Origin of the sequence: Paraburkholderia sp. BR10937 (assembly GCF_040965695.1) — a bacterium.
Classification (GTDB): Bacteria; Pseudomonadota; Gammaproteobacteria; order Burkholderiales; family Burkholderiaceae; genus Paraburkholderia.
On the sequence record NZ_JBFRCL010000056.1, the window covers coordinates 16,055 to 39,333 of the forward strand.

Genomic DNA, 23,279 nt, shown 5'->3' on the forward strand with positions numbered 1-23,279 from the left:
TAAGCAAGGAAAGCAAGCGATGTTCGGCGAGAAGTTTCGGGATCGGCAAAAGCCGATGGTGCTCGTGCTGGGACTCGGGGAATCGGGTCTCGCGATGGCGCGTTGGTGCGCGCGGCAGGGTTGCCGCCTGCGCATTGCCGACACGCGCGAAGCGCCGCCCAATCTTCCCGAACTCGCCGCACGCGGCATCGACGCCGATTTCGTCGGCGGTGCGTTCACGACGGCGCTGCTCGACGGCGTGGAACTCGTCGCGATCAGCCCGGGCCTCTCGCCGCTCGCCGAAGATCTCGTGCCGCTGATCGCGGCGGCGCGCGAGCGCGGCATCGAAGTGTGGGGCGAGCTCGAACTCTTCGCGCAGGCGCTGCGCCATCTCGGCGAGAGCGGCTACGCGCCGAAGGTGCTCGCCATCACCGGCACGAACGGCAAGACCACCACGACGAGCTTGACCGGCATGCTCTGCGAGCGCGCGGGCAAGCGCGTGGCGGTGGCGGGCAACATCAGCCCGGCCATGCTCGACAAGCTCGCCGAAGCCATCGACAACACCGCGTTGCCCGACGTCTGGGTGCTCGAACTGTCGAGCTTCCAGCTGGAGATGGCGCACACGTTCGAGCCGGACGCCGCGGCGGTCCTCAACATCACGCAGGACCATCTCGACTGGCACGGCGGCCTCGACGCCTACGCGGCCGCGAAGGGCCGCATCTTCGGGCCGCGCACGACGCGCGTGCTCAACCGCGACGACGCGCGCGTCATGTCGCTCGCGAGCGTGAAGGCGAGTGGCGACGCGAAGATCGTGACCTTCGGCCTGAACGAGCCGGAGAACGACGGCGACCTGGGTCTGTCGCGCGAGAACGGCATGCAGTGGCTCGTGCAGGCGCACGATCTCGACGCGGCCGACGTGCCGGTGTCCCCGCGTCGCCGCAAGCAGCAGGAAGCGGCGCCCGTGAACCTCGGCATGAAGCGCCTGATGCCCGCCGACGCCCTGCGCATTCGCGGTCTGCACAATGCGGCCAACGCGCTCGCGGCGTTCGCGCTCACGCGCGCGATCGAGCTGGCACCCGCGCCGCTTCTGCACGGCCTGCGCGAGTATCGCGGCGAGCCGCATCGCGTGGAACTGATCGCCTCGATCGACGGCATCGACTACGTGGACGACAGCAAGGGCACGAACGTCGGCGCGACGGTGGCGGCGCTCGACGGCCTCGCGCAGCGCACGGTGCTGATCGCCGGCGGCGACGGCAAGGGCCAGGACTTCGATCCGCTCGCCGCGCCGGTTGCGCGCTGGTGCCGTGCCGTGATGCTGATCGGCCGCGACGCGTCGAAGATCCGCGCGGCGCTCGAAGAAACCGGCATCGCGATGAGCGACCACGCGACGCTCGAAGAAGCCACGCGCGCGGCGACGGCGCTCGCGCAACCCGGCGACGTCGTGCTGCTGTCGCCCGCTTGCGCGAGCCTCGACATGTTCCGCAACTACGCTCATCGCGCAGCCGTATTCCACGACACCGTAGAAGAAATCGCTGCAGAACGGGGGACGATGATATGAGCTGGTCCGAGCGATTCGGTGCGCGGCTCTCGCGCGAAAACGGCCAGGCCGGCGGCTCGTCGGGCGGCGGCGCGCGCTCGGGCGGTCTCGCGAGCGTCGTCAACGGCGTGCGTCCCGGCCGCTCGCGCATGCTCGACTACGACCACTCGCTGCTGTGGGCCGTCATCGCGCTTCTGGGCCTTGGCGTGGTGATGGTGTACTCCGCCTCGATCGCCATGCCCGATTCGCCCAAGTACGCCTCGTACCGCGATTGGGCGTTCCTCGTGCGCCACCTCGTTTCCCTCGTGATCGCCACGGTTGCGGCGCTCGTTGCGTTCCGTATTCCCGTTTCCACGTGGGAGCGTTACGCGCCCAAGCTCTTTCTCATCTCGCTCGCCATGCTGGTGGTCGTGCTGATTCCGCACATCGGCAAGGGCGTGAACGGCGCGCGTCGCTGGATTCCGCTCGGCGTCACGAACATGCAGCCGTCGGAAATCATGAAGCTCGCCGTGACGATTTACGCGGCGAACTACACGGTGCGCAAACAGGAATACATGCACAGCTTCGCGAAAGGCTTCCTGCCGATGGCATTCGCCGTGGGCGTGGTCGGCGCGCTGCTGCTGCTCGAGCCCGACATGGGCGCATTCATGGTGATCGCCGCGATCGCCATGGGCGTGCTGTTCCTCGGCGGCGTGAACGGCAAGCTGTTCGGCGGTCTCGTGGCCACGGCCGTAGGCACCTTCACGCTGCTCGTGTGGGCGTCGCCGTGGCGCCGCGAGCGGATCTTCGCGTACCTCGATCCGTGGGACGACCGCTACGCGCAGGGCAAGGCATACCAGCTCACGCACTCGCTCATCGCGTTCGGTCGCGGCGAGTGGTTCGGCGTGGGGCTTGGCGGCAGCGTCGAGAAGCTCAACTATCTGCCGGAAGCACACACCGACTTCATTCTCGCCGTGATCGGCGAGGAGCTTGGTTTCGTCGGCGTGCTCGTCGTGATCCTGCTGTTCTACTGGATCGTGCGCCGCTCGTTCGAGATCGGCCGCCAGGCGCTCGCGCTCGACCGCACGTTCGCGGGCCTCGTCGCCAAGGGCCTCGGCGTGTGGTTCGGCGCGCAGGCCTTCATCAACATGGGCGTGAACCTCGGTCTCTTGCCGACCAAGGGTCTCACGCTGCCGCTCGTGAGCTATGGCGGCTCGGGCATCCTGCTCAACTGCGTCGCCGTGGCGTTGCTGCTGCGCGTGGATTACGAAAACCGGGTCCTGATGCGCGGAGGCAAGGTATGAGCGCAGCAACGCGCACCCTCATGGTGATGGCCGGCGGCACCGGGGGACACGTGTTCCCGGGGCTCGCCGTCGCGCATCGCATGGAGCAGTGGGGCTGGCGCGTGGTGTGGCTCGGCAATCCCGCGGGCATGGAAGCGACGCTCGTTCCGAAGCACGGCATCACGATGGAACACGTGCGCTTTGGCGGCGTGCGCGGCAAGGGCATCAAGACCAAGCTGATGCTGCCGCTGAACCTGCTGCGCGCCTGCACGCAGAGCCTCGCGGCGCTGCGCCGCGTGAAGCCCGACGTCGTGCTCGGCATGGGCGGCTACATCACGTTCCCGGCGGGCGTGATGAGCGCGCTGTCGGGCTGTCCGCTCGTGCTGCACGAACAGAATTCGATTGCGGGTCTCGCGAACAAGGTGCTTGCGAAGCTGGCGAAGCGCGTGCTCGTGGCGTTTCCGGGCGCCTTGCCGAACGCCGAGTGGACCGGCAATCCGATCCGCGAAGCGCTCGAACACGTCGACGCGCCCGCGGCGCGCTACGCCGCGCGCAGCGGTCCGTTGCGCTTGCTCGTAGTGGGCGGCAGTCTCGGCGCCACGGCGCTCAACGAAGTCGTGCCGCGCGCGCTGTCGCTGCTTGCGCCGCAAGAGCGTCCGCACATCGTGCATCAGGCGGGCGCGAAGCACATCGACGCCCTGCGTCAAAACTATCTCGACGCCGGACTCGAACTGAATGACACGGTGCAGCTCGTGCCGTTCATCGACGACATGGCGAGCGCCTACCGGAACGCGGATCTCGTGGTCTGCCGTTCGGGCGCAATGACGGTGGCCGAGATCGCGGCCGTGGGCGTGGCGGCATGCTTCGTGCCGTTCCCCTACGCCGTGGACGACCACCAGACCACCAACGCCGCGTTCCTTGCCGACAAGGACGCAGCGCTCGTGGTGCAGCAACGCGACCTGACGGCGCAAGGACTCGCCGACTGGTTGCGGCATCAGACCAGAACATCGCTGGCGGAAATGGCCGGGCGCGCTCGCGCGCTCGCGAAACCCGACGCCGCCGATCAGGTCGCGCGCATCTGCGCGGCTGTGGCGGGCGTAAGTGCGGGAGGAAAGCAATGAAACACATCGTCAAACATATCCATTTCGTCGGCATCGGCGGCGCGGGCATGAGCGGCATCGCCGAAGTGCTCGTCAATCTCGGCTACCAGGTAAGCGGCTCGGACCTCGCGAAGAACGCGGTCACCGATCGACTCGCCGCGCTCGGCGCGCGCATCGCGATCGGCCATGCCGAAGAGAACATCGAAGGCGCGAATGCCGTGGTCGTTTCGACCGCGGTGCGCAGCGACAACCCCGAAGTGCTCGCGGCACGCCATCGCCGCATTCCCATCGTGCCGCGTGCCGTGATGCTCGCGGAACTGATGCGTCTGAAGCAGGGCATCGCGATCGCAGGCACGCACGGCAAGACCACCACGACCTCGCTCGTCGCGAGCGTGCTGGCCGCGGGCGGGCTCGATCCGACCTTCGTGATCGGCGGGCGCCTGATCAGTGCGGGCGCGAACGCGCGTCTCGGTACGGGCGACTTCATCGTGGCGGAAGCCGACGAATCCGACGCATCGTTCCTGAACCTGTTCCCCGTGATCGAAGTCATTACGAACATCGACGCCGATCACATGGACACCTACGGGCACGACTTCGCGCGCCTGAAGCAGGCGTTCATCGAGTTCACACATCGCCTGCCGTTCTATGGCATCGCCGTGCTGTGCGTGGACGATCCGAACGTGAAGGAGATTCTGCCGTTCGTCTCGAAGCCGATCATCCGTTACGGCTTCGCGTCCGACGCGCAGGTGCGCGCGGTCAACGTGGTCGCGCGCGAAGGCAAGATGTACTTCACGGTGATGCGCGAAGACGCGCCGTCGCTCGACATCGTGCTGAATCTGCCGGGCACGCACAACGTGCAGAACGCGCTCGCTGCGATTGCGATCGCGACCGAACTCGAAGTCAAGGACGCCGATATTCAGCGCGCGCTCGCGGAATTCAACGGCGTGGGCCGTCGTTTTCAGCGCTATGGCGAGATTCCCGTCAACGGCGGCGGCGCCTGGACGTTGATCGACGACTATGGCCATCACCCGGTGGAAATGGCCGCGACGATCGCAGCGGCGCGCGGCGCGTTTCCCGAGCGCCGTCTCGTGCTGGCGTTCCAGCCGCACCGCTACACGCGGACGCGCGACTGTTTCGAAGACTTCGTGCGCGTGCTGTCGACCGTCGATGCGCTCGTGCTGACCGATGTCTATGCGGCCGGCGAAGCGCCGATCGTCGCAGCCGATGGCCGCGCGCTCGCACGCGCGATTCGCGTGGCGGGCAAGGTCGAGCCGGTGTTCGTCGAGACCGTGGATGAAGTGCCGGAGGCGCTCGCAGCGGTCGTGCGCGACGGCGATGTGGTGATTACGATGGGCGCGGGTTCGATCGGCGGCGTGCCGGGTCGAATCGCCCAACAGGAACAGAAGGCGTGAGTGACATGAGCAGTATCGATCCGAAACAATTTGGCAAGGTCGCGGTGCTGTACGGCGGCGTGTCCGCTGAGCGGGAGGTATCGCTCAAGTCGGGCACGCTGGTGCTGCAGGCGCTGCAGAGCGCCGGCATCGACGCGCATCCGTTCGACCCGTCCGAGCGTCCGCTTTCGGCGCTCAGGGACGAAGGTTTCGTGCGCGCGTTCAACGCGCTGCACGGCGGCTACGGCGAGAACGGCCAGATCCAGGGCGCGCTCGACTTCTACGGCATTCGCTATACGGGCACGGGCGTGCTCGGCTCCGCGCTTGGGCTCGACAAGTTCCGCAGCAAGCTCGTGTGGCAGCAGCTGGGCATTCCCACGCCGCCGTTCGAGGCGGTGCTGCGCGGCGACGACTACGCGGCGCGCGCGCCGCAGATCGTCGCGAAGCTCGGCCTGCCGCTCTTCGTGAAGCCCGCGAGCGAAGGCTCGAGCGTGGCCGTGATCAAGGTGAAGGCGGAAAGCGAACTCGTGCCGGCGCTCGAAGAAGCCGCAAAGTTCGACAAGATCGTGCTGGTGGAAAAGAGCATCGAAGGCGGCGGCGAGTACACCGCGTGCATCGCGGGCGACCTCGATCTGCCGATCATCAAGATCGTGCCGGCGGGTGAGTTCTACGACTACGACGCGAAGTACATCCTCGACACGACGCAGTATCTGATTCCGTGCGGCGTCGCGCCCGAGAAGGAAGCGGAACTGAAGAAGCTCGCGCGCCGCGCGTTCGACGTGCTCGGCTGCACCGATTGGGGCCGCGCCGATTTCATGATGGACGGCGCAGGCAACGCGTACTTCCTCGAAGTGAACACGGCGCCGGGCATGACCGATCACTCGCTGCCGCCGAAGGCCGCGCGCTCGGTAGGCATCGAGTATCGCGATCTGGTGGTGCGCGTGCTGGCACAAACGCTAAAAGATTGAACCCCTGATTAATCTCTGACCGACGAATTGCCGAACCGGTATTGAACCGACAATCTCGAAATGTGGAATAACGTACGCCAGCTCAACCTTGCCGCCAACGCGTTGCACGCGCTGCTCGCGCTCGCGTTGCTGGCGGCCGGCTGCTACTGGCTCGTGCAGCGCCCGAACTTCGCGCTGCGAGAGATCCGCATCGAGGGCGACACCGAGCACATCAACTCGCCCACCGTGCGAGCGGGCGTGGTCGGCCGGCTGAAGGGCAACTTCTTCACGGTCGATCTCGATACGGCGCGCGCCGCGTTCGAGCAGATGCCGTGGGTGCGTCACGCGAGCGTGCGCCGCGTGTGGCCCAACGCACTGGCTGTCACGCTCGAAGAGTACAAACCGCTGGGCACGTGGGGCAGCGATCAGCTCGTGAGCACGGATGGCGAGCTGTTCACGGCGAACCAGGGCGAACTTGACGAAGAGTTGCCCGCGTTCGACGGCCCCGACGGCACGGCGCCCGAAGTCGTCGCGCGCTACCGCGACCTGGAGAAGTGGTTCGCGCCGCTCGGGCTCACGCCCGAGGAAGTGACGCTCTCGCCGCGTTACGCATGGACGGTGAAGCTCTCGAACGGCATGCAGGTGGAGCTGGGCCGCGAGCGCAACGCCGACACACTGAGTGAGCGTTCGCACCGCCTCATCGCGGCATGGTCGGCGGTGACGCAACGTTGGGGCAAAGAGATCGAATACGCGGACTTGCGTTATCCAAACGGGTTTGCGATAAGGGCGGCCGGCATGCGCTTCATCAGTGACACGCCCGCTCCGGGCAAGAAGTAACAGGACATCACACGCAACGAGCACGATATGAGTAAAGACTATAAGGATCTGCTGGTCAGCCTCGACATCGGGACGTCGAAGGTGGTGGCCGTCGTCGCCGAATTGAAGGGCGAAGGCCACTACGAAGTGATCGGTCTCGGCCAGAGCGAATCGAAAGGTCTCAAGAAAGGCGTGGTGGTGAACATCGAGGCCACGGTGCAGTCTATCCAGAGAGCGCTCGAAGAAGCGGAACTCATGGCCGACTGCAAGATCACTAACGTATTCACCGGCATTGCGGGCAGCCATATTCGCAGCTTCAACTCGAGCGGCATGGTCGCCATCAAGGAGAAGGAAGTCACGCAGGCAGACGTCGCGCGCGTGATCGAAACGGCGAAGGCGATCAACATCCCGACCGACCAGCAGGTGCTGCATATCCTCACGCAGGAATTCATCATCGACGGCCAGGAAGATGTGCGCGAGCCGATCGGCATGAGCGGCATCCGTCTGGAAGTGAAGGTGCATATCGTGACGGGCGCGGTGAGTGCGGCGCAGAACATCGTGAAGTGCGTGCGCCGCTGCGGCCTCGAAGTGAACGACCTCATCCTGCAGCCGCTCGCTTCGTCGCTGGCGGTGCTGACCGAGGACGAGAAGGAACTGGGCGTGGTGCTCGTCGATGTCGGCGGCGGCACGACCGACATCGCGATCTTCAGCGAAGGCGCGATTCGCCATACCGCGGTGATTCCGATCGCGGGCGACCAGGTGACGAGCGACATCGCCATGGCGCTGCGCACGCCCACGCCCGACGCGGAAGACATCAAGGTGAGCTACGGCATCGCGAAGCAGGCCCTCGCCGATCCGGACGAGATGATCGAAGTGCCGGGGCTGGGCGAGCGCGGTCCGCGCACGCTGTCGCGCCAGGCGCTCGCGGCCGTGATCGAGCCGCGCGTGGAAGAGCTTTTCTCGCTCGTGCAGCAGGTGGTGCGCGAGTCGGGCTACGAAGAATTGCTGAGCTCGGGCGTCGTGCTCACGGGCGGCGCCGCGATGATGCCGGGCATGGTGGAGCTGGGCGAGGACATTTTCCTGAAGCCGGTGCGCATCGGCGTGCCGGAATATGCAGGCGGTCTGGCCGACGTGGTGCGCAATCCGCGCTACTCGACCGCGATGGGCCTGCTCGTCGAAGGCCGCTCGCAGCGTATGCGCGGGCGCAAGGTTGCAGTGCAGTCGGGGTCGATGGGCCAGGTCTTTTCACGCATGAAGGACTGGTTCCTCGGCAACTTCTAACGACAGAAGTCGCAGGACAGAAGGCGAAGTACAAGCTTCGAAAATCGCGCTGGTGACGGCGGCTAGCGCGCAGTGGAAGGTTGCCCGATCTTCCACTGGATAACGGCCGAGGAGCGGAATCTTTTTCTTGACGGAGGCAACATGGAATTCCAGATGCTGGAAACCGAAACCAACGGCACCATCATCAAGGTGGTAGGCGTTGGTGGTGCGGGCGGCAATGCCGTGCAGCACATGATCAACCGCGGCGTGCAAGGCGTCGACTTCATCGTGATGAACACGGACGCACAGGCGCTCTCGCGCTCGCGTGCATCGGCCGTGATTCAGCTCGGCAACACGGGCCTTGGCGCCGGTGCGAAGCCGGAGATGGGCCGCGCGGCAGCAGAAGAAGCCCGTGAGCGCATCGCCGACGCACTGCGCGGCGCGCACATGGTGTTCATCACCGCCGGCATGGGCGGCGGCACCGGCACGGGCGCAGCCCCGGTCGTCGCGCAGATCGCCAAGGAGATGGGCATTCTCACCGTTGGCGTGGTGAGCAAGCCGTTCGAGTTCGAAGGCGGCAAGCGTATGCGCGTGGCCGAAGCCGGCTCGCAGCAACTGGAGGATCACGTCGACTCGCTGATCGTCGTCCTGAACGACAAGCTGTTCGACGTGATGGGCGATGACGCCGAGATGGACAAGTGCTTCCAGTGCGCGGACGACGTTCTGAACAACGCGGTTGCAGGCATCGCCGAAATCATCAACGTCGACGGTCTCGTGAACGTCGACTTCGAAGACGTGAAGACGGTGATGGGCGAGCAGGGCAAGGCGATGATGGGCACGGCGACGGTTGCCGGCGTCGATCGCGCGCGCCTCGCGGCGGAACAGGCCGTGGCGAGCCCGCTGCTCGAAGGCGTCGATCTGTCGGGTGCGCGCGGCGTGCTGGTCAACATCACGTCGAGCCGTTCGCTGCGTTTGTCCGAAACGCGCGAAGTGATGAACACCATCAAGAGCTATGCTGCAGAAGACGCGACGGTGATCTTCGGTGCGGTGTACGACGACGCGATGGGCGACGCGCTGCGCGTGACGGTGGTGGCAACGGGCCTCGGCCGTGCTGCGAAGAAGCAGCAAGCCGCGCCGATGCAACTGCTGCGCACGGGCACGGACAACCAGCCGATCCCGGCTCCGGCGGGTTCGTACGCACCGCAGCACAGCGGCCACGGCAACACGGCCGACTACGGCGCGCTCGACACGCCGGCAGTGTGGCGCACGTCGCGCGACACCGCGGCTTCGCACGTGCAGGCGCTGCAGGAAAAGGGCGTCGACACGTACGATATCCCGGCGTTCCTGCGCAAGCAGGCGGACTGACACGCGAGCCGATCTGACTGCGGCAGGGCACGCGTTGCCCTCGCCCGCAGACAGACAGCGCGCTGCGTAGCAATGAAGGCGAGCAAGGCCAGCAAGGCCGCATCCGCGAGGATGCGCGGCAGGGACGGTTGCCCGCCACGCGTTGAGCGTGGGCGACAGGCGCGGTGTCGCCAGGCGTTCCTGTGTAACCTTGGAGTACATCGTTGCCCAACATTGCACGACGCCAGCGCGACACGCTTGCGCATCGTTGCGAAGGACGAGTCATGATCAAACAGGGTGAAACGCTGCCCGAAGCGACCCTCTTCGAGTTCGTCGAAGACGCGCGCGAGGGTTGCACGCTGGGGCCGAACAGCTTCGACGTGCAAAAGGAAGCCGCGGGCAAGCGCGTGGTGATCTTCGGATTGCCGGGCGCATTCACGCCAACGTGCTCCGCGAAGCACGTGCCGGGTTACGTTGAACACTTCGACGCGCTGCGCGCGGCCGGTGTCGACGAGGTCTGGTGCGTGTCCGTCAACGACGCGTTCGTCATGGGCGCGTGGGGACGCGATCAGCGTACCTCGGGCAAGGTACGCATGATGGCCGACGGCAGTGCAGCGTTGACTCGTGCACTCGGACTGGAGCAGGATTTGTCGGCGCGTGGCATGGGAATCCGCTCCCAGCGCTATGCGATGGTGGTCGACGACGGCGTGGTCAAGACGCTGCACGTCGAAGCACCCGGCAAGTTCGAAGTGAGCGATGCTGCGAGCATACTTGCCACGTTGACCCGCGCATGAGCGCGTTCGCGGGCGCGGCGTTGCCCTGAAGCAACGTGCACCTGCGGCGCAAATGTGACAGGCCATTACGTGAGCCCAGCGGGCCGATTACCCCGGGAACGCCTCCGTTCCGGGCATCGGCCCGCGCTCCATCCCCATTGGGTAACACGGGGAAACAGTTTGTCACGCCGGTGAAAACGACGGACTCGGCGCAACTGGAGTATAATTCGTGCTATGAATTAAAAAGTCCCGATTGGGATTTTCAATGAGTAAGAAGACCATGTTGAAGCAGCGAACCATCAAATCAATCGTGAAGACAGTCGGCATCGGCCTGCATTCGGGGCGCAAGGTCGACCTGACGCTCCGTCCGGCGGCGCCGAACACGGGCATCGTGTTTTCGCGCGTGGATTTGCCGACGCCGGTGGACATCCCCGCATCGGCGATGGCGATTGGCGACACCCGCCTCGCTTCGGTGCTGCAGAAGGACGGCGCACGTGTCTCGACGATCGAGCACCTCATGTCCGCCTGCGCAGGCCTTGGCATCGACAACCTCTACGTGGATGTGACCGCCGAGGAAATTCCGATCATGGACGGCAGCGCGGCTTCGTTCGTGTTCCTGATCCAGTCGGCGGGTATCGAGGAGCAGAACGCTCCGAAGAAGTTCATCAAGGTCAAGAAGCCCGTGGAGATCCGCGACGGCGACAAGTTCGCACGCCTCGACCCTTACTTCGGCTTCAAGCTCAAGTTCACGATCGACTTCCGCCACCCGGCCGTCGACAAGACGGGCCAGGCGCTCGAAGTGGACTTCGCGAATACCTCGTACGTGCGTGAAATCGCGCGCGCCCGCACGTTCGGCTTCGCGCATGAAGTCGAGATGATGCGCGAGTTGGGCCTCGCACGCGGCGGCAGCATGGACAACGCCATCGTGCTGGACGAGTACCGCATTCTGAACAACGACGGCCTGCGCTACGACGACGAGTTCGTGAAGCACAAGATGCTCGACGCGATCGGCGACCTGTATGTGGTCGGCCATCCGCTGCTGGCGGCGTACGACGCGTACAAGTCGGGCCACGGCCTGAACAACGCGCTGCTGCGCGAGCTGCTCGCGAACGAGGACGCCTACGAGATCGTCACGTTCGACGATCCGCAGAAGGCGCCGCGCGGCTTCGGCTATGAGGCACAGACCGCATTCGCCTGAGTTTCGCGCGCGATCTGGCAGTAAAAAGGGCAGCCATATGCTGCCCTTTTTCTTTCTGCGCCGTTTCGTGAGACTTGGGCGCTCGGGATCAGCGCTTTTTCATGTGGCGCGCCGCCATCTTCGCGAGGGCTGCCTGCAGCGGCGAAGCCTCGAGCGATTCGCTCAGCGCCTGAAGCGCTGCCGCGCCAACCGGCGTCATGCGCGCCTGCTTGGGCGGCGCGGGATCTTTCACGGCCTGCGGACGCACGCGGATGCGCACACTGTTCAACGCCCAGCCGCGCGCCTGCAGGTCGGCCACGAGCCGCGGCTCCAGATGCCGCAACCGCGCGGCGAGCGCATTGTGCGCGGTGAAAAGGGCCAGCGTGCCGTCCTTGATGAAGCCGGGCTCGACGCTCGCCGCGAGATAGTCGGGCAGCAGCGCGTTCAAGTCGCGCTGGATCGCCGCGATCTGCTCGACGCCGGCGCGCAGCGGCGCGAACGCGTCCGTGCGGCTCAGCACTTCAGCGAGCGGCTGGGGGGCGCGTGGTCCCCTGGACCTTGAAAACGGCGAGAAACGGCTCATGTGGCGTAAGGATGGGCGAGCGCGCGGGCGGGACTCTGATGCCGTCATTGTAGCCTGCGCACCGCTCATCCAAGCGCCTTCGGGCCATTCGGCCAGGGCCGCATCGCGGCCCTTCGCCGCACGGCGGGAAGGCCGTCCGTGCGGGCACCGCGCGCCAGAGCCGACTTCGCGCTGACACAGGCGGGTGAGAGGGCGCGTGCTAAAATGCCCGATTCGAATCCACCATTTTTGGGCTAAAGCCGCCGAGGTCCCTCCGGTCCGGATGCGTAGTGCACACATGCACAACCCGCTGAACCCGCCCTCAGGAATCACGGCCGAAGCCGCGACGCAGACACCGATCCGATGACCACCGGTTTCTTACAGAAAATCTTTGGCAGCCGCAATCAGCGCCTGATCAAGCAATATCAGAAGACGGTCGCGGCGATCAACGCGCTCGAACCGAAGATCGAGCAGTACACCGACGAGCAGCTGCGCGCGAAGACGGCCGAGTTCCGCGAGCGCGTGGCCAAAGGCACGTCGCTCGACGAACTGCTGCCCGAGGCGTTCGCCGTTTGCCGCGAGGCGAGCAAGCGTGTGCTGAAGATGCGCCACTTCGACGTGCAGCTGATCGGCGGCATGGTGCTGCATTACGGCAAGATCGCTGAAATGCGCACCGGCGAAGGCAAGACGCTCGTCGCCACGCTGCCCGTCTACCTGAATGCGCTGTCGGGCCGCGGCGTCCACGTCGTGACGGTGAACGACTACCTCGCGCAGCGCGACGCCGAATGGATGGCGCGCCTCTACAATTTCCTCGGTCTGTCCGTCGGCATCAACCTGTCGCAGATGGACCACGCGACGAAGCAGGAAGCGTACGCCGCGGACATCACCTACGGTACGAACAACGAGTTCGGCTTCGACTACCTGCGCGACAACATGGTCTACGAGACCGAGGCGCGCGTGCAGCGTGCGCTGAACTTCGCCGTGGTCGACGAGGTGGACTCGATCCTGATCGACGAAGCGCGTACGCCGCTCATCATCTCGGGCCAGGCCGAAGACCACACCGAACTCTACGTGCGCATGAACGCACTGCCGCCGCTGCTCGAGCAGCAGATCGGCGAAGAGAAGGCCGACGGCACGGGCGTGGAAAAGCCGGGCGACTACACGCTCGACGAAAAGGCGCGCCAGGTGTTCCTCACCGAGTCGGGCCACGAGAAGGCCGAGCGCATGCTCTCCGAGTGGGGCCTGATCGGCCAGGGCGAAAGCCTCTACGCGCCGCAGAACATCACGCTGATGCACCACGTGTACGCCGCACTGCGCGCCCACACGCTGTTCCACAAGGACCAGCACTACGTGGTGCAGAACGGCGAAGTCATCATCGTCGACGAATTCACCGGCCGTCTGATGGCCGGCCGCCGCTGGTCGGACGGCCTGCACCAGGCCGTGGAAGCGAAGGAGCACGTGAAGATCCAGAGCGAGAACCAGACGCTCGCCTCGATCACGTTCCAGAACTATTTCCGCATGTACGCGAAGCTCTCGGGCATGACGGGCACGGCCGACACCGAAGCGTACGAATTCAACGAGATCTACGGCCTCGAAACGGTGGTGGTCCCGACGAACCGCACACCCAAGCGGATCGACAAGCAGGATCAGATCTACAAGACGGCGAGCGAACGCTACGACGCCGTGATCCGCGATATCCGCGAATGCTACGAGCGTGGTCAGCCGGTGCTGGTCGGCACGACGTCGATTGAAAACTCGGAGCTGCTTTCGAACCTGCTCACGAAGGCCGGTCTGCCGCACGAAGTGCTCAACGCGAAGCAGCACGCGCGTGAGGCCGCGATCGTCGCTGAAGCGGGCCGTCCGCAGCGCGTTACCATCGCCACCAACATGGCGGGCCGCGGTACCGACATCGTGCTGGGAGGCAATGCGGAGAAGCAGGCAGCGTTTATCGAAGCCGACGAAGCGATTCCCGCCGACGAAAAGGCGCGCCGCATCCAGCAACTGCACGACGAGTGGCAAACGCTGCACGATCAGGTGAAGGCCGCGGGCGGTCTGCACATCATCGGCACCGAGCGTCACGAGTCGCGCCGGATCGACAACCAGCTGCGCGGCCGTGCGGGCCGTCAGGGCGACCCGGGCTCGTCGCGTTTCTATCTCTCGCTCGAAGACCCGCTGCTGCGCATTTTCGCGGGCGACCGCGTGCGCGCGATCATGGATCGCCTGAAGATGCCGGAAGGCGAGGCGATCGAGGCGGGCATCGTCACGCGTTCGATCGAATCGGCGCAGCGCAAGGTCGAAGCGCGCAACTTCGACATCCGCAAGCAACTGCTCGAATACGACGACGTCTCGAACGATCAGCGCAAGGTGATCTACCAGCAGCGCAACGAACTGCTCGAAGCGCATGACATCACCGAAACGATCGGCGCGATGCGTCATGGCGTGATCACCGACATCGTGCGCCAGTTCGTGGCGCACGGCAGCATCGAAGAGCAATGGGACGTGCCCGAGCTCGAAGAAGTGCTGCGCAACGAGTGGCAGCTCGACCTCGCGATCCAGGAGATGATCAACGAGTCGTCGTCGATCGACGCCGATGAAATTCTCGAAGCCGTGCTGGCCGCCGCCGACGAAGCGTACGAGCAGAAGGTCGCGCTCGTGGGCCGCGAATCGTTCAGCGCATTCGAGCGCTCGGTCATGCTGCAAACGCTCGATCGCAGCTGGCGCGAACACCTCGCGGCGCTCGACCACCTGCGTCAGGGCATCCATCTGCGCGGTTATGCGCAGAAGAACCCGAAGCAGGAGTACAAGCGCGAGGCGTTCGAACTGTTCGCCGCGATGCTCGAAGCCGTGAAGCTCGAAGTCACGCGTATCGTGATGAACGTGCAGATCCAGTCGCCGGAGCAGCTCGAACAGGCGGCCGAGCAGATGGAAGAGCAGGGCCATCACGTCGAGAACGTCGAGTTCCGCCATGCCGAATTCGCCGAAGCCGACGCGGCGCCGGCTCCCGCGGCTGCCGCACCGGTGGCCGCCGACGCCGCCGCCGCAATGGTGGGCGCGGCCATGAGCCATACGCCGCCGGTGGGCAGCGAGATGCCGAAGGTGGGCCGCAACGATCCGTGCCCGTGCGGCAGCGGCAAGAAGTACAAGCAGTGTCACGGCAAGATCGCGTGACGCAGGCTTGAACGTAGATTCCGGTGGCCCGCTTTCCCTGGCGGGCCTTGCGTTTTGAATCCCGATGCCGGCCAGGCTCCAGCGCCCTGGCCGGCATTGCCTTTTCGACAGGTCGCCACCATGGCTGTCAATTTCCCCTCGATTGATCCCGCACAACTTCATCCGGTCGCCGGCGTGACGCTCGGCTGGGCGGAAGCCAACATCCGCAAGCCCAATCGCAAGGACGTTCTGGTGATTTCCGTCGACGAAGGTGCGAGCGTGGCCGGCGTGTTCACGCTGAACCGCTTCTGTGCCGCGCCGGTGACGGTGTGCCGCGAACATCTCGCGAAGGTGCGCGCGGGCGGCAAGGGCATTCGCGCGCTGGTGGTGAACACCGGCAACGCGAACGCGGGCACCGGCGAGCCGGGCATGAAGCACGCCCGCGAGACCTGCGATGAACTCGCGCGTCTTGCCGGCCTCGAGTCCTCGCAGGTGCTGCCGTTCTCGACCGGCGTGATCCTCGAGCCGCTGCCCATCGACCGTTTGAAGGCGGGACTGCCCGCCGCGCTGGCGAACCGCAAGGCCGCGAACTGGTACGACGCCGCGCAGGCCATCATGACGACCGACACGCTGCCGAAGGCCGTGTCGCGCCAGGTGACGGTCGACGGCCACACCATCACGTTCACGGGCATCAGCAAGGGCGCGGGCATGATCAAGCCGAACATGGCGACCATGCTCGGCTTCCTCGCTTTCGATGCGAACGTTGCGCAGCCCGTGCTCGACGAACTCGTGAAGTACGTGGCCGACCGCTCGTTCAACTGCGTCACCATCGACGGCGATACCTCGACCAACGACTCGTTCATCATGATCGCCTCGGGCAAGTCGAGCCTGCCCGCGATCACCTCGACGGACACGCCCGCCTACGCCGCGCTGCGCGACGCCGTGACGGCCGTCGCCCAGGAACTCTCGCAGCTGATCGTGCGCGACGGCGAAGGCGCGACCAAGTTCATGACCGTGCAGGTGGAAGGCGGCAAGGACGTCGCCGAGTGCCGCCAGATCGCCTATGCGATCGGCCATTCGCCGCTCGTGAAGACGGCGTTCTACGCATCGGACCCCAACCTTGGCCGTATCCTCGCGGCGATCGGCTATGCCGGCGTGACGGACCTCGACGTCGACAAGATCGACCTGTATCTCGACGAAGTGCTCGTGGCGAAAGCGGGCGGTCGCAACCCGGCCTATCGCGAAGAAGACGGCCAGCGCGTCATGAAGAAGAGCGAGATCCTGATTCGCGTGCTGCTCGGCCGCGGCGACGCGCAGGCCACGATCTGGACCTGCGATCTCTCGCACGACTACGTGAGCATCAACGCGGACTACCGCTCCTGATTTCAAGCGCCTTCACCACATGGACAAGCTCGAACAGTTTCTGACCCGCGCCGAAGCGCTGCTCGGCCGCCTCGAGGCCGTGCTGCCGCCGTCGGCACCCGATGTCGACTGGAACGCGGCCGTCGCGTTTCGCTGGCGCAAGCGCCAGGGGCGCGGCTTCCTGCAGCCGGTGGCCGCGATCTCGCAGATCTCGCTCGACGACCTGCAGAACATCGACCGGCAGAAAGATCTCATCGACCGCAACACGCGCCAGTTCGTGCAGAAGAAGCCCGCGAACAACGTGCTGCTGACCGGCGCGCGCGGCACCGGCAAGTCGTCGCTGATCAAGGCCTGCCTGAACGCGTACGCGCAACAGGGCCTGCGGCTGATCGAAGTCGACAAGGACGATCTGCATGACCTCGGCGATATCGTCGATCTCATCTCGACGCGCCCCGAGCGCTTCATCGTGTTCTGCGACGACCTCTCGTTCGAGGAAGGCGAATCGGGCTACAAGGCGCTGAAGGTGGCGCTGGACGGCTCTGTGGCCGCGCAGTCGGACAACGTGCTGATCTACGCGACCTCGAACCGCCGCCATCTGCTGCCCGAGTACATGAGCGACAACGAGACGTACAAGCACATGCCCGACGGCGAGATTCATCCGGGCGAAGTGGTGGAAGAGAAGATCTCGCTGTCCGAGCGCTTTGGCCTTTGGGTGAGCTTCTATCCGTTCAAGCAGGACGACTATCTGACGATCGTCGGGCACTGGCTGCGCCATTTCGGTTGCGACGACGCCGAAGTCGAATCGGCGCGCGGCGACGCACTCGTCTGGGCGCTGGAGCGCGGCTCGCGTTCGGGCCGCGTGGCGTGGCAATTCGCACGCGACTGGTCGGGCAAGAAGGCGCAAGAGGCATGAGCGCCGAGGCCAACACCGCAAACGACGCTTCCGGAAAGACACGCCCCGTGACGGAAGTCGCGGTGGGCGTGCTGGTGCAGCCCGATGGCCGCTACCTGCTCGCGCAGCGCCCCGCAGGCAAGCCGTATGCGGGCTACTGGGAGTTTCCGGGCGGCAAGCTGGAAGCGGGCGAGTCCGTCGAAGCGGCGCTCGCGCGCGAGCTGCACGAGGAGCTGGGCATCGACGTGAAGGCGTGCCACCTGTGGCACACGCTCGAACACGATTACCCGCACGCCTATGTGCGGCTCTACTTCTGCAAGGTGACCGAGTGGACCGGCGAGCCGCATGGCCGCGAAGGTCAGGCGTTCGTCTGGCAGTCGCTGCCAGCGAGCGTCGAGCCGCTCTTGCCCGCGACGATTCCCGTGCTGGAGTGGCTCGCCGCGGAGTAACACCCTGCGGGCCACGACGATGCAAAAGGCCGCTGTGCGTGATGCACAGCGGCCTTTTTTCGTCCGGCGCAAGCGCGTCGCGGCGCTCGCTTACTGGCGCGTATCCGTGGGCGGCGCGTCTTCCGGCGGCGTTTCATCGTCGGCGCCGCCAATGCGGTATTTTTCGGCCGCCCATGCGCCGAGATCCATCTGCTTGCAGCGCTCGGAGCAGAACGGTCGGAAGCGGTTTTCCGGCACCCAGCGGACTTCCTTGCCGCAGGTCGGACATTTGACGACAGTGGTCATGCGATAGAACTTTGGTTGCGTTGAGTCTGGCGTGGCGGCGCGTCCGGTTTTACAGGCTGCACAGCGTGAGCTGGAAAGGTACGTCCTGATCGACGGCCCGCGGACGCAGATCGCCATCCTGCACGGTGAAGCGCACCCACAGCATGTACTTGTTGGCGCTCGCCTCAGGAATCATGCGCAATTCCGGTGCCACGCGTACCTGCATGAGCTGATACGCACGGCCCGACAGCATCTGCTGATAGCTGCCCTGCATCGCCATCACCTTCGACGCCTGGCCCGACTCGCGCGCGAGGCGCAGCACGATGGCAGCGGCGTCGCGCAGCGGCAGCAGCGGCGTGACCCATTTCGCGATGTCCTGGCGGCGCTGATCGGCGTGCAGCTGCTGCCACGCGTAATACGACGGCAGATCGAACTTGCAGGTGCCGCCGGGAATGATCGCGCGGCTGCGGATGCTCGTGAGCCACTCGTTGTCCATCAGATGCTGGCCCGTCTTGCCTTGCATCTGCGTGAGGCCGGCGAGCGTCTGCTCGATTTCGCCCAGCACGGTTTCGAGCGCATTCTGCTCGATGCCGGGATTGCCGCGGAACGGCGCGAGCGTCTGGCGCTGCCGCTCGAGTTCCTTCATGAGATCCGACTTCAGGTCGGCGCGGCCTGCGACTTCGGCGATTTCGAAGAGCGTCGTGAGCGCGACGTGATGTTCCCTCGGATCCTCCTGGGTCAGGAAAAACGTGAAGCGCTCGAACAGGTCTTCGAGGCGCAGCAGCGTCCGGATTCGCTCGTTGAAGGGATACTCGTAAAGAATCAAGCGCGCTCGCCTCGGGCGTGGTGGGTGACGGATTGCAGGACATTCTAATGCCGTGGGACTATGGTCGCAATCGCGCCGGCCCGGCGCTATGCCGATGTGACCCGCTAATCGCGCGCGGATGGCGCGTTTTACGCTTTGCCGGCCTTTTCGGCAGCGAGCCTGAGATACGTCTGATGCAATGCGTCGACGTCCTGATCGAGCGTTTCGAGCGTCGCGCCGTTGTCGTTCACCACCACGTTGTCGGCGGCCGCGAGGCGTGCCTCGCGCGTGGCTTGCCGCGCGATGATGGCGAGCACTTGCTCACGTGTGAAGCCATTGCGGCGCATGACGCGCGCGATCTGCGTTTCCACGCTGCAATCGACGGTGAGCACGCGATCGACACGCGTCTTCCACGTGCCCGACTCTACGAGCAAGGGCACGACCACGATGACATAAGGCCCGCTGGCCTCCCGCGTTTCGCGTTCGGTCTCGGAGCGGATCAGCGGGTGCGTGATGGCCTCGAGCCGCTTGCGCGCGGACTCGTCGCCGAACACGAGCGTGCGCATGCGCGCGCGGTCCATCGAGCCGTCCGGTGCGACGAATTCAGGGCCGAATTTCGCGGCGATCTGCGCCATCGCGACGCCGTGCGGTGCGGTAATGCGATGCGCGATGAGATCGGTGTCGACGATCGTCACGCCGCGCGCGGCAAAGCCATCCGCGACCGTGGACTTGCCGCTGCCGATGCCACCCGTCAATCCGACCGCGAACATTTGATCAGTTCCCCCACGCAAATACGCCATACAGCGGTGTGCCCGCAAACAACGTGACGAGTGCGCCAGCGGCCAGATACGGGCCGAACGGCAGCGGCTCTTCGAAACGCATGCGTCCCGTCAACGTAGCGATGATGCCGACGAGCGCGCCGGCCACTGCGGCGATCACGACGATCTGCGGCAGCGCGCTCCAGCCGAGCCATGCGCCGAGCGCGGCGAGCAGCTTGAAGTCGCCGTGGCCCATGCCTTCTACGCCACGCAACAGCTTGAAGATCCAGTAGACGCACCAGAGCGCCAGATAGCCCGCGACCGCACCGATCACCGCTTCGCGCAGCGTGACGAAGGTGCCGGCAAAATTGACCAGCAACCCGGCCCACAGCAGCGGCTGCGTGATCTCGTCGTGCAGCATCTGGTGTTCGAGGTCGATGGCGCTGGCGGCGATGAGCGTGGCGCACAGCACGAAGGCGGCGAGCGCCTTGCCGGTGGGTCCGAAGGCGAGCAATGCGCCGGCCGCGCAAGCCGCGCCCGCGATCTCGATGAGCGGGTAGCGCACGCTCACGCGCGCATGACAGTGCGAGCAGCGCCCGCGCAGCGCGACCCAACTGAGCACCGGAATATTTTCCCGGGCGCGCAAGACATGGCCGCAGTGCGGGCACGCGCTGCGTGGGAGCCAGAGGTTGTAGCGCGCAGGCAGCCCGTCTTCTTCGAAGAGCGGACCGGGCGTGCCGGTCGCTTCGGCCACATCGGCGCGCCACGCGCGCTCCAGCATGATCGGCAGCCGGTGCACGACGACGTTGAGAAAGCTGCCGATGACGAGCCCGAACGCAATGGCGAAGACCATGAGCACGCCGAACGGCAGACCGGCGAGAGCGGCTGCGAGCGGCGTAGCGGTATCGGGCGCGGACAGGAGTTGGACGGGCATGAGAGGGAACCGGAATCTGGCTGCGATGCTACACCACGTTGCCCAGTTGAATGATGGGAAGATACATCGCCACGACGAGGCCGCCGACCAGCGCACCGAGCACGACGATCACGAGCGGCTCGCACAGGCTCGACACGAGCGCGATCTTTTCGTCGACCTGACGGTCGGCGAGCGAGGCCACATCGAGCAACATCGCATCGAGCGCGCCCGATTCTTCCGCGACCGCGACGGGCTGAACCACGTCGGCCGGAAAGCATCCCGCCGCGCGCATGGCTGCGGCGAGCCGCTCGCCGTGCCGCAGGCGCTCGCTGATGCCCGCGCTCGCGCGATCGAAGAATGCGTTGCCGCTTGCGTGTGCGAGCGAATCGAAGGCGTCGGCGAGCGGCGTGCCGGCGGCGAGCAGCGTGCCGAGCGCACGGCTCCAGCGGGCGGCGCACAGGGTGGTGAGCAGCGCGCCGCAAAGCGGGAGCTTCAGCAGCGTGCGTCCGAACGCGACGCGCGCGGCTTCCGAGCGGCGCAAGCCCGCTTGCAGGGCGAGCGTGACGGTGGCTGCGGTTACGGTGGCGGGCACGCTCCAGCGCGCGGCGCCCGCCGAGAGCGTCAGCACGAACTGCGTGGGCGCGGGCAGTGCGGCGCCGAAGCCGTCGAAGATCTGCTTGAACGTGGGCACGACCCAGACCAGCAACGCCGCGGTAATGACAAACGCGAGCAGCAGCACCGCGACGGGGTAGGTGAGCGCGGCGCGCGCTTTGGCGCGCTGCGCGGCAGCGCGCTCGCGGTCGTCGGCGAGGCGCGCGAGTACGGCGGCCAGCGCACCCGAGGCTTCGCCAACGGCAACGAGCTGGCAATACAGCGCGTTGAAACGCGCCGGATGTTGCGCGAGCGAGTCGGCGAAGCGCAGGCCGCCGGCGATGTCGCGCGCGAGCGCGGCGGCAATGCGCGGCATGCCGTTCGGCCCGGGCGAGAGCGCGAGCAGCTCGAGCGCGTTCGCTAGCGGCAGGCCGGCGCGCAGGAGGCTCGCGAGCTGGCGTGTAAAGCGCGTGACGTCCGCGTGGCTTGCTTTGGGCGCGCCTGCGTTCGATCTGCGCTCGATGGCGAGCACGGTGATGCGCTCGCGCTTGAGTGCGGCGCGCACAGCCGCTGCGTCGAGCGCGATCAGCGTGCCACGCTTCGTCGCGCCCGATGCGTCGAGACCGCGCCACGCGAAGCGCCACTCGGATGGGCCGCGATGGGCGCGCGCGGCGCTCATGGCGCTTCCGTTGCGGCAAGCGCTTCGGCGAGGCTCGTGGTGCCGTCGCGCACACGTGCGAGCGCCGCATCGCGCAAGGTTGCCACACCGCTTCTGCGTGCTTCGCGAGCGATTTCGTGCGCGCTGCGCCCTGTGGCGATCAGGTCGCGTATGGCCTCCGAGATCGGCAAGACCTCGTGAATTCCCACGCGGCCGCGATAGCCGATGCCGTGGCAAGCCTCGCAGCCGCGCGCAATATAAGGCTGCGTCATGTCCCCGTCGTACGTGTTCAGTCCCGCCGCGACGAGTGCCGCCGGCGAAGCTTCGCCGCGCACGCGGCATTGCGGGCATAGCCGCCGCACGAGACGTTGTGCCGTGACGAGCCGCAGCGAGCCCGCCAGGTTGTACGGCTCGACGCCGATGTCGACGAGCCGTGCGCAGGCCGCGCTGGCGTCGTTCGTGTGCACGGTCGAGAGGACGAGATGGCCGGTCTGCGCGGCCTTGACGGCCACGCTGGCGGTTTCTTCGTCGCGGATTTCGCCGATCATGATGACGTCCGGGTCCTGGCGCAGCAGCGCACGCAGTGCTACCGCAAAGGTGAGCCCGGCCTTCTCGCGCACGTTGACCTGATTGATGCCCGCGAGCTGGATTTCGGCGGGATCCTCCACCGAGCAGAGATTGCGCGTCGTGCCGTTGAGCCTTTGCAGGAAGCAGTAGAGCGAGAGCGTCTTGCCGCTGCCGGTGGGGCCCGTGACGAGGACGAGACCATGCGGCGCGCCGATCGCATCGGCTACGGTGCGCTGTTGCGCTTCATCGAGCCCGAGTTCGGCAAGCGACAGATCGGCGGGGAGCGCTTCGAGCCTGCGCAACACGAGCTTTTCGCCGTGCAGCGTGGGCAGCGAATTCACGCGATAGTCAGCGGCGGCTTGCGACGCCGCCGAGGGCGCGAGCCGCAGCCGGCCGTCCTGCGGAATGCGCCGCTCGGCGATGTCCATGCGCGCGAGCACCTTGATGCACGTGACGAACGCATCGCGCAGATGCGCAGGCGGCCGCGCCATTTCGTGCAGCACGCCATCGATGCGCAGACGCACGCGCCAGCCGTGTTCCATCGGCTCGATGTGCAGATCGGAGGCGTTGCGCCGGGCGGCTTCGCGCAGCGTTTCGGAGAGCAGGCGAACGGCGGGTGCGTCGTCGAGTTGCGATGCGGAGACAAGCGGAGGTGTGCGTGCCATTGCTCCGCTGCCCGCACCGCCTTCGGCAGCCGTGGCGGCGACGGGGTGCGCTCGATAAGG

Annotated in this window: 21 protein-coding genes; 14 read left to right on the plus strand and 7 right to left on the minus strand. The window is 66.1% G+C overall.

What is annotated here, in order from left to right; all coding sequences use genetic code 11:
* Nucleotides 1-19: 19 nt before the first annotated feature.
* The 10 genes from murD (at nt 20) to lpxC (ending at nt 11,607) form a co-directional block, all read left to right on the plus strand.
* Nucleotides 20-1,537 (plus strand): UDP-N-acetylmuramoyl-L-alanine--D-glutamate ligase, encoded by a 1,518-nt coding sequence (gene murD / locus AB4Y44_RS33265; protein ID WP_368701918.1) that lies wholly within the window; start codon nt 20-22, stop codon nt 1,535-1,537.
* Entirely contained in the window at nt 1,534-2,799 is a 1,266-nt protein-coding gene (ftsW, locus tag AB4Y44_RS33270) for a putative lipid II flippase FtsW (RefSeq protein ID WP_342924446.1), read from the plus strand. Before murD ends, ftsW begins: the two co-directional genes overlap by 4 nt.
* Nucleotides 2,796-3,899 carry an undecaprenyldiphospho-muramoylpentapeptide beta-N-acetylglucosaminyltransferase gene (gene murG / locus AB4Y44_RS33275; protein ID WP_368701919.1) on the plus strand — a complete coding sequence of 368 codons (1,104 nt, stop codon included), beginning with the start codon at nt 2,796-2,798 and terminating at the stop codon, nt 3,897-3,899. The genes ftsW and murG overlap by 4 nt, the downstream gene beginning before the upstream one ends.
* Entirely contained in the window at nt 3,896-5,290 is a 1,395-nt protein-coding gene (gene murC, locus AB4Y44_RS33280; protein ID WP_133182997.1) for a UDP-N-acetylmuramate--L-alanine ligase, read from the plus strand. Before murG ends, murC begins: the two co-directional genes overlap by 4 nt.
* A 5-nt stretch (nt 5,291-5,295) precedes the next feature.
* Nucleotides 5,296-6,237, plus strand: coding sequence for a D-alanine--D-alanine ligase (locus AB4Y44_RS33285; RefSeq protein ID WP_368701920.1), 942 nt, complete (start codon nt 5,296-5,298; stop codon nt 6,235-6,237).
* 60 nt (nt 6,238-6,297) lie between these two features.
* The gene (locus AB4Y44_RS33290; protein ID WP_368701921.1) at nt 6,298-7,053 is read left to right on the plus strand and encodes a cell division protein FtsQ/DivIB; all 756 of its coding nucleotides are present in this window, start codon (nt 6,298-6,300) and stop codon (nt 7,051-7,053) included.
* Between the two features lie 27 nt (nt 7,054-7,080).
* Complete coding sequence (gene ftsA, locus AB4Y44_RS33295) at nt 7,081-8,313, plus strand: cell division protein FtsA (RefSeq protein ID WP_042270315.1); 1,233 nt, start codon at nt 7,081-7,083, stop codon at nt 8,311-8,313.
* A gap of 141 nt (nt 8,314-8,454) precedes the next feature.
* Nucleotides 8,455-9,657, plus strand: a complete 1,203-nt coding sequence (gene ftsZ / locus AB4Y44_RS33300; RefSeq protein WP_028207795.1) for a cell division protein FtsZ — start codon at nt 8,455-8,457, stop codon at nt 9,655-9,657.
* Nucleotides 9,658-9,920: 263 nt separating this feature from the next.
* Nucleotides 9,921-10,430, plus strand: coding sequence for a peroxiredoxin (locus AB4Y44_RS33305; protein WP_028207796.1), 510 nt, complete (start codon nt 9,921-9,923; stop codon nt 10,428-10,430).
* Nucleotides 10,431-10,689: 259 nt separating this feature from the next.
* Nucleotides 10,690-11,607: a UDP-3-O-acyl-N-acetylglucosamine deacetylase gene (gene lpxC, locus AB4Y44_RS33310; protein WP_133183019.1), complete on the plus strand. Its 918-nt coding sequence runs from the start codon at nt 10,690-10,692 to the stop codon at nt 11,605-11,607.
* Between the two features lie 88 nt (nt 11,608-11,695).
* Here lpxC and AB4Y44_RS33315 read toward each other — a convergent pair whose 3' ends face one another.
* Nucleotides 11,696-12,169 carry a DciA family protein gene (locus tag AB4Y44_RS33315; RefSeq protein ID WP_321930823.1) on the minus strand — a complete coding sequence of 158 codons (474 nt, stop codon included), beginning with the start codon at nt 12,167-12,169 and terminating at the stop codon, nt 11,696-11,698.
* A gap of 342 nt (nt 12,170-12,511) precedes the next feature.
* Here AB4Y44_RS33315 and secA point away from each other — a divergent pair, with 342 nt between their 5' ends.
* The 4 genes from secA (at nt 12,512) to mutT (ending at nt 17,998) form a co-directional block, all read left to right on the plus strand.
* A complete protein-coding gene (gene secA / locus AB4Y44_RS33320; protein WP_342924452.1) occupies nt 12,512-15,316 on the plus strand; it encodes a preprotein translocase subunit SecA in 2,805 nt (934 codons plus the stop codon).
* A gap of 120 nt (nt 15,317-15,436) precedes the next feature.
* Complete coding sequence (gene argJ / locus AB4Y44_RS33325) at nt 15,437-16,678, plus strand: bifunctional glutamate N-acetyltransferase/amino-acid acetyltransferase ArgJ (protein ID WP_368701922.1); 1,242 nt, start codon at nt 15,437-15,439, stop codon at nt 16,676-16,678.
* 19 nt (nt 16,679-16,697) lie between these two features.
* Nucleotides 16,698-17,570, plus strand: a complete 873-nt coding sequence (locus tag AB4Y44_RS33330) for an ATP-binding protein (RefSeq protein ID WP_368701923.1) — start codon at nt 16,698-16,700, stop codon at nt 17,568-17,570.
* Nucleotides 17,567-17,998, plus strand: a complete 432-nt coding sequence (mutT, locus tag AB4Y44_RS33335) for an 8-oxo-dGTP diphosphatase MutT (RefSeq protein ID WP_342924455.1) — start codon at nt 17,567-17,569, stop codon at nt 17,996-17,998. The genes AB4Y44_RS33330 and mutT overlap by 4 nt, the downstream gene beginning before the upstream one ends.
* Nucleotides 17,999-18,088: 90 nt before the next feature.
* Here mutT and AB4Y44_RS33340 read toward each other — a convergent pair whose 3' ends face one another.
* The 6 genes from AB4Y44_RS33340 to AB4Y44_RS33365 form a co-directional block, all read right to left on the minus strand.
* Nucleotides 18,089-18,283, minus strand: a complete 195-nt coding sequence (locus tag AB4Y44_RS33340; protein WP_028207803.1) for a DNA gyrase inhibitor YacG — start codon at nt 18,281-18,283, stop codon at nt 18,089-18,091.
* A 49-nt stretch (nt 18,284-18,332) separates the two neighbouring features.
* Nucleotides 18,333-19,088, minus strand: coding sequence for a cell division protein ZapD (gene zapD, locus AB4Y44_RS33345; protein ID WP_254356868.1), 756 nt, complete (start codon nt 19,086-19,088; stop codon nt 18,333-18,335).
* 128 nt (nt 19,089-19,216) lie between these two features.
* A complete protein-coding gene (gene coaE, locus AB4Y44_RS33350; protein ID WP_342924456.1) occupies nt 19,217-19,837 on the minus strand; it encodes a dephospho-CoA kinase in 621 nt (206 codons plus the stop codon).
* 4 nt (nt 19,838-19,841) lie between these two features.
* Nucleotides 19,842-20,759, minus strand: a complete 918-nt coding sequence (locus AB4Y44_RS33355) for an A24 family peptidase (protein ID WP_368701924.1) — start codon at nt 20,757-20,759, stop codon at nt 19,842-19,844.
* Nucleotides 20,760-20,787: 28 nt separating this feature from the next.
* A complete protein-coding gene (locus AB4Y44_RS33360; protein WP_368701925.1) occupies nt 20,788-22,008 on the minus strand; it encodes a type II secretion system F family protein in 1,221 nt (406 codons plus the stop codon).
* A complete protein-coding gene (locus AB4Y44_RS33365; protein WP_368701926.1) occupies nt 22,005-23,219 on the minus strand; it encodes a GspE/PulE family protein in 1,215 nt (404 codons plus the stop codon). Before AB4Y44_RS33365 ends, AB4Y44_RS33360 begins: the two co-directional genes overlap by 4 nt.
* Nucleotides 23,220-23,279 lie beyond the last annotated feature (60 nt).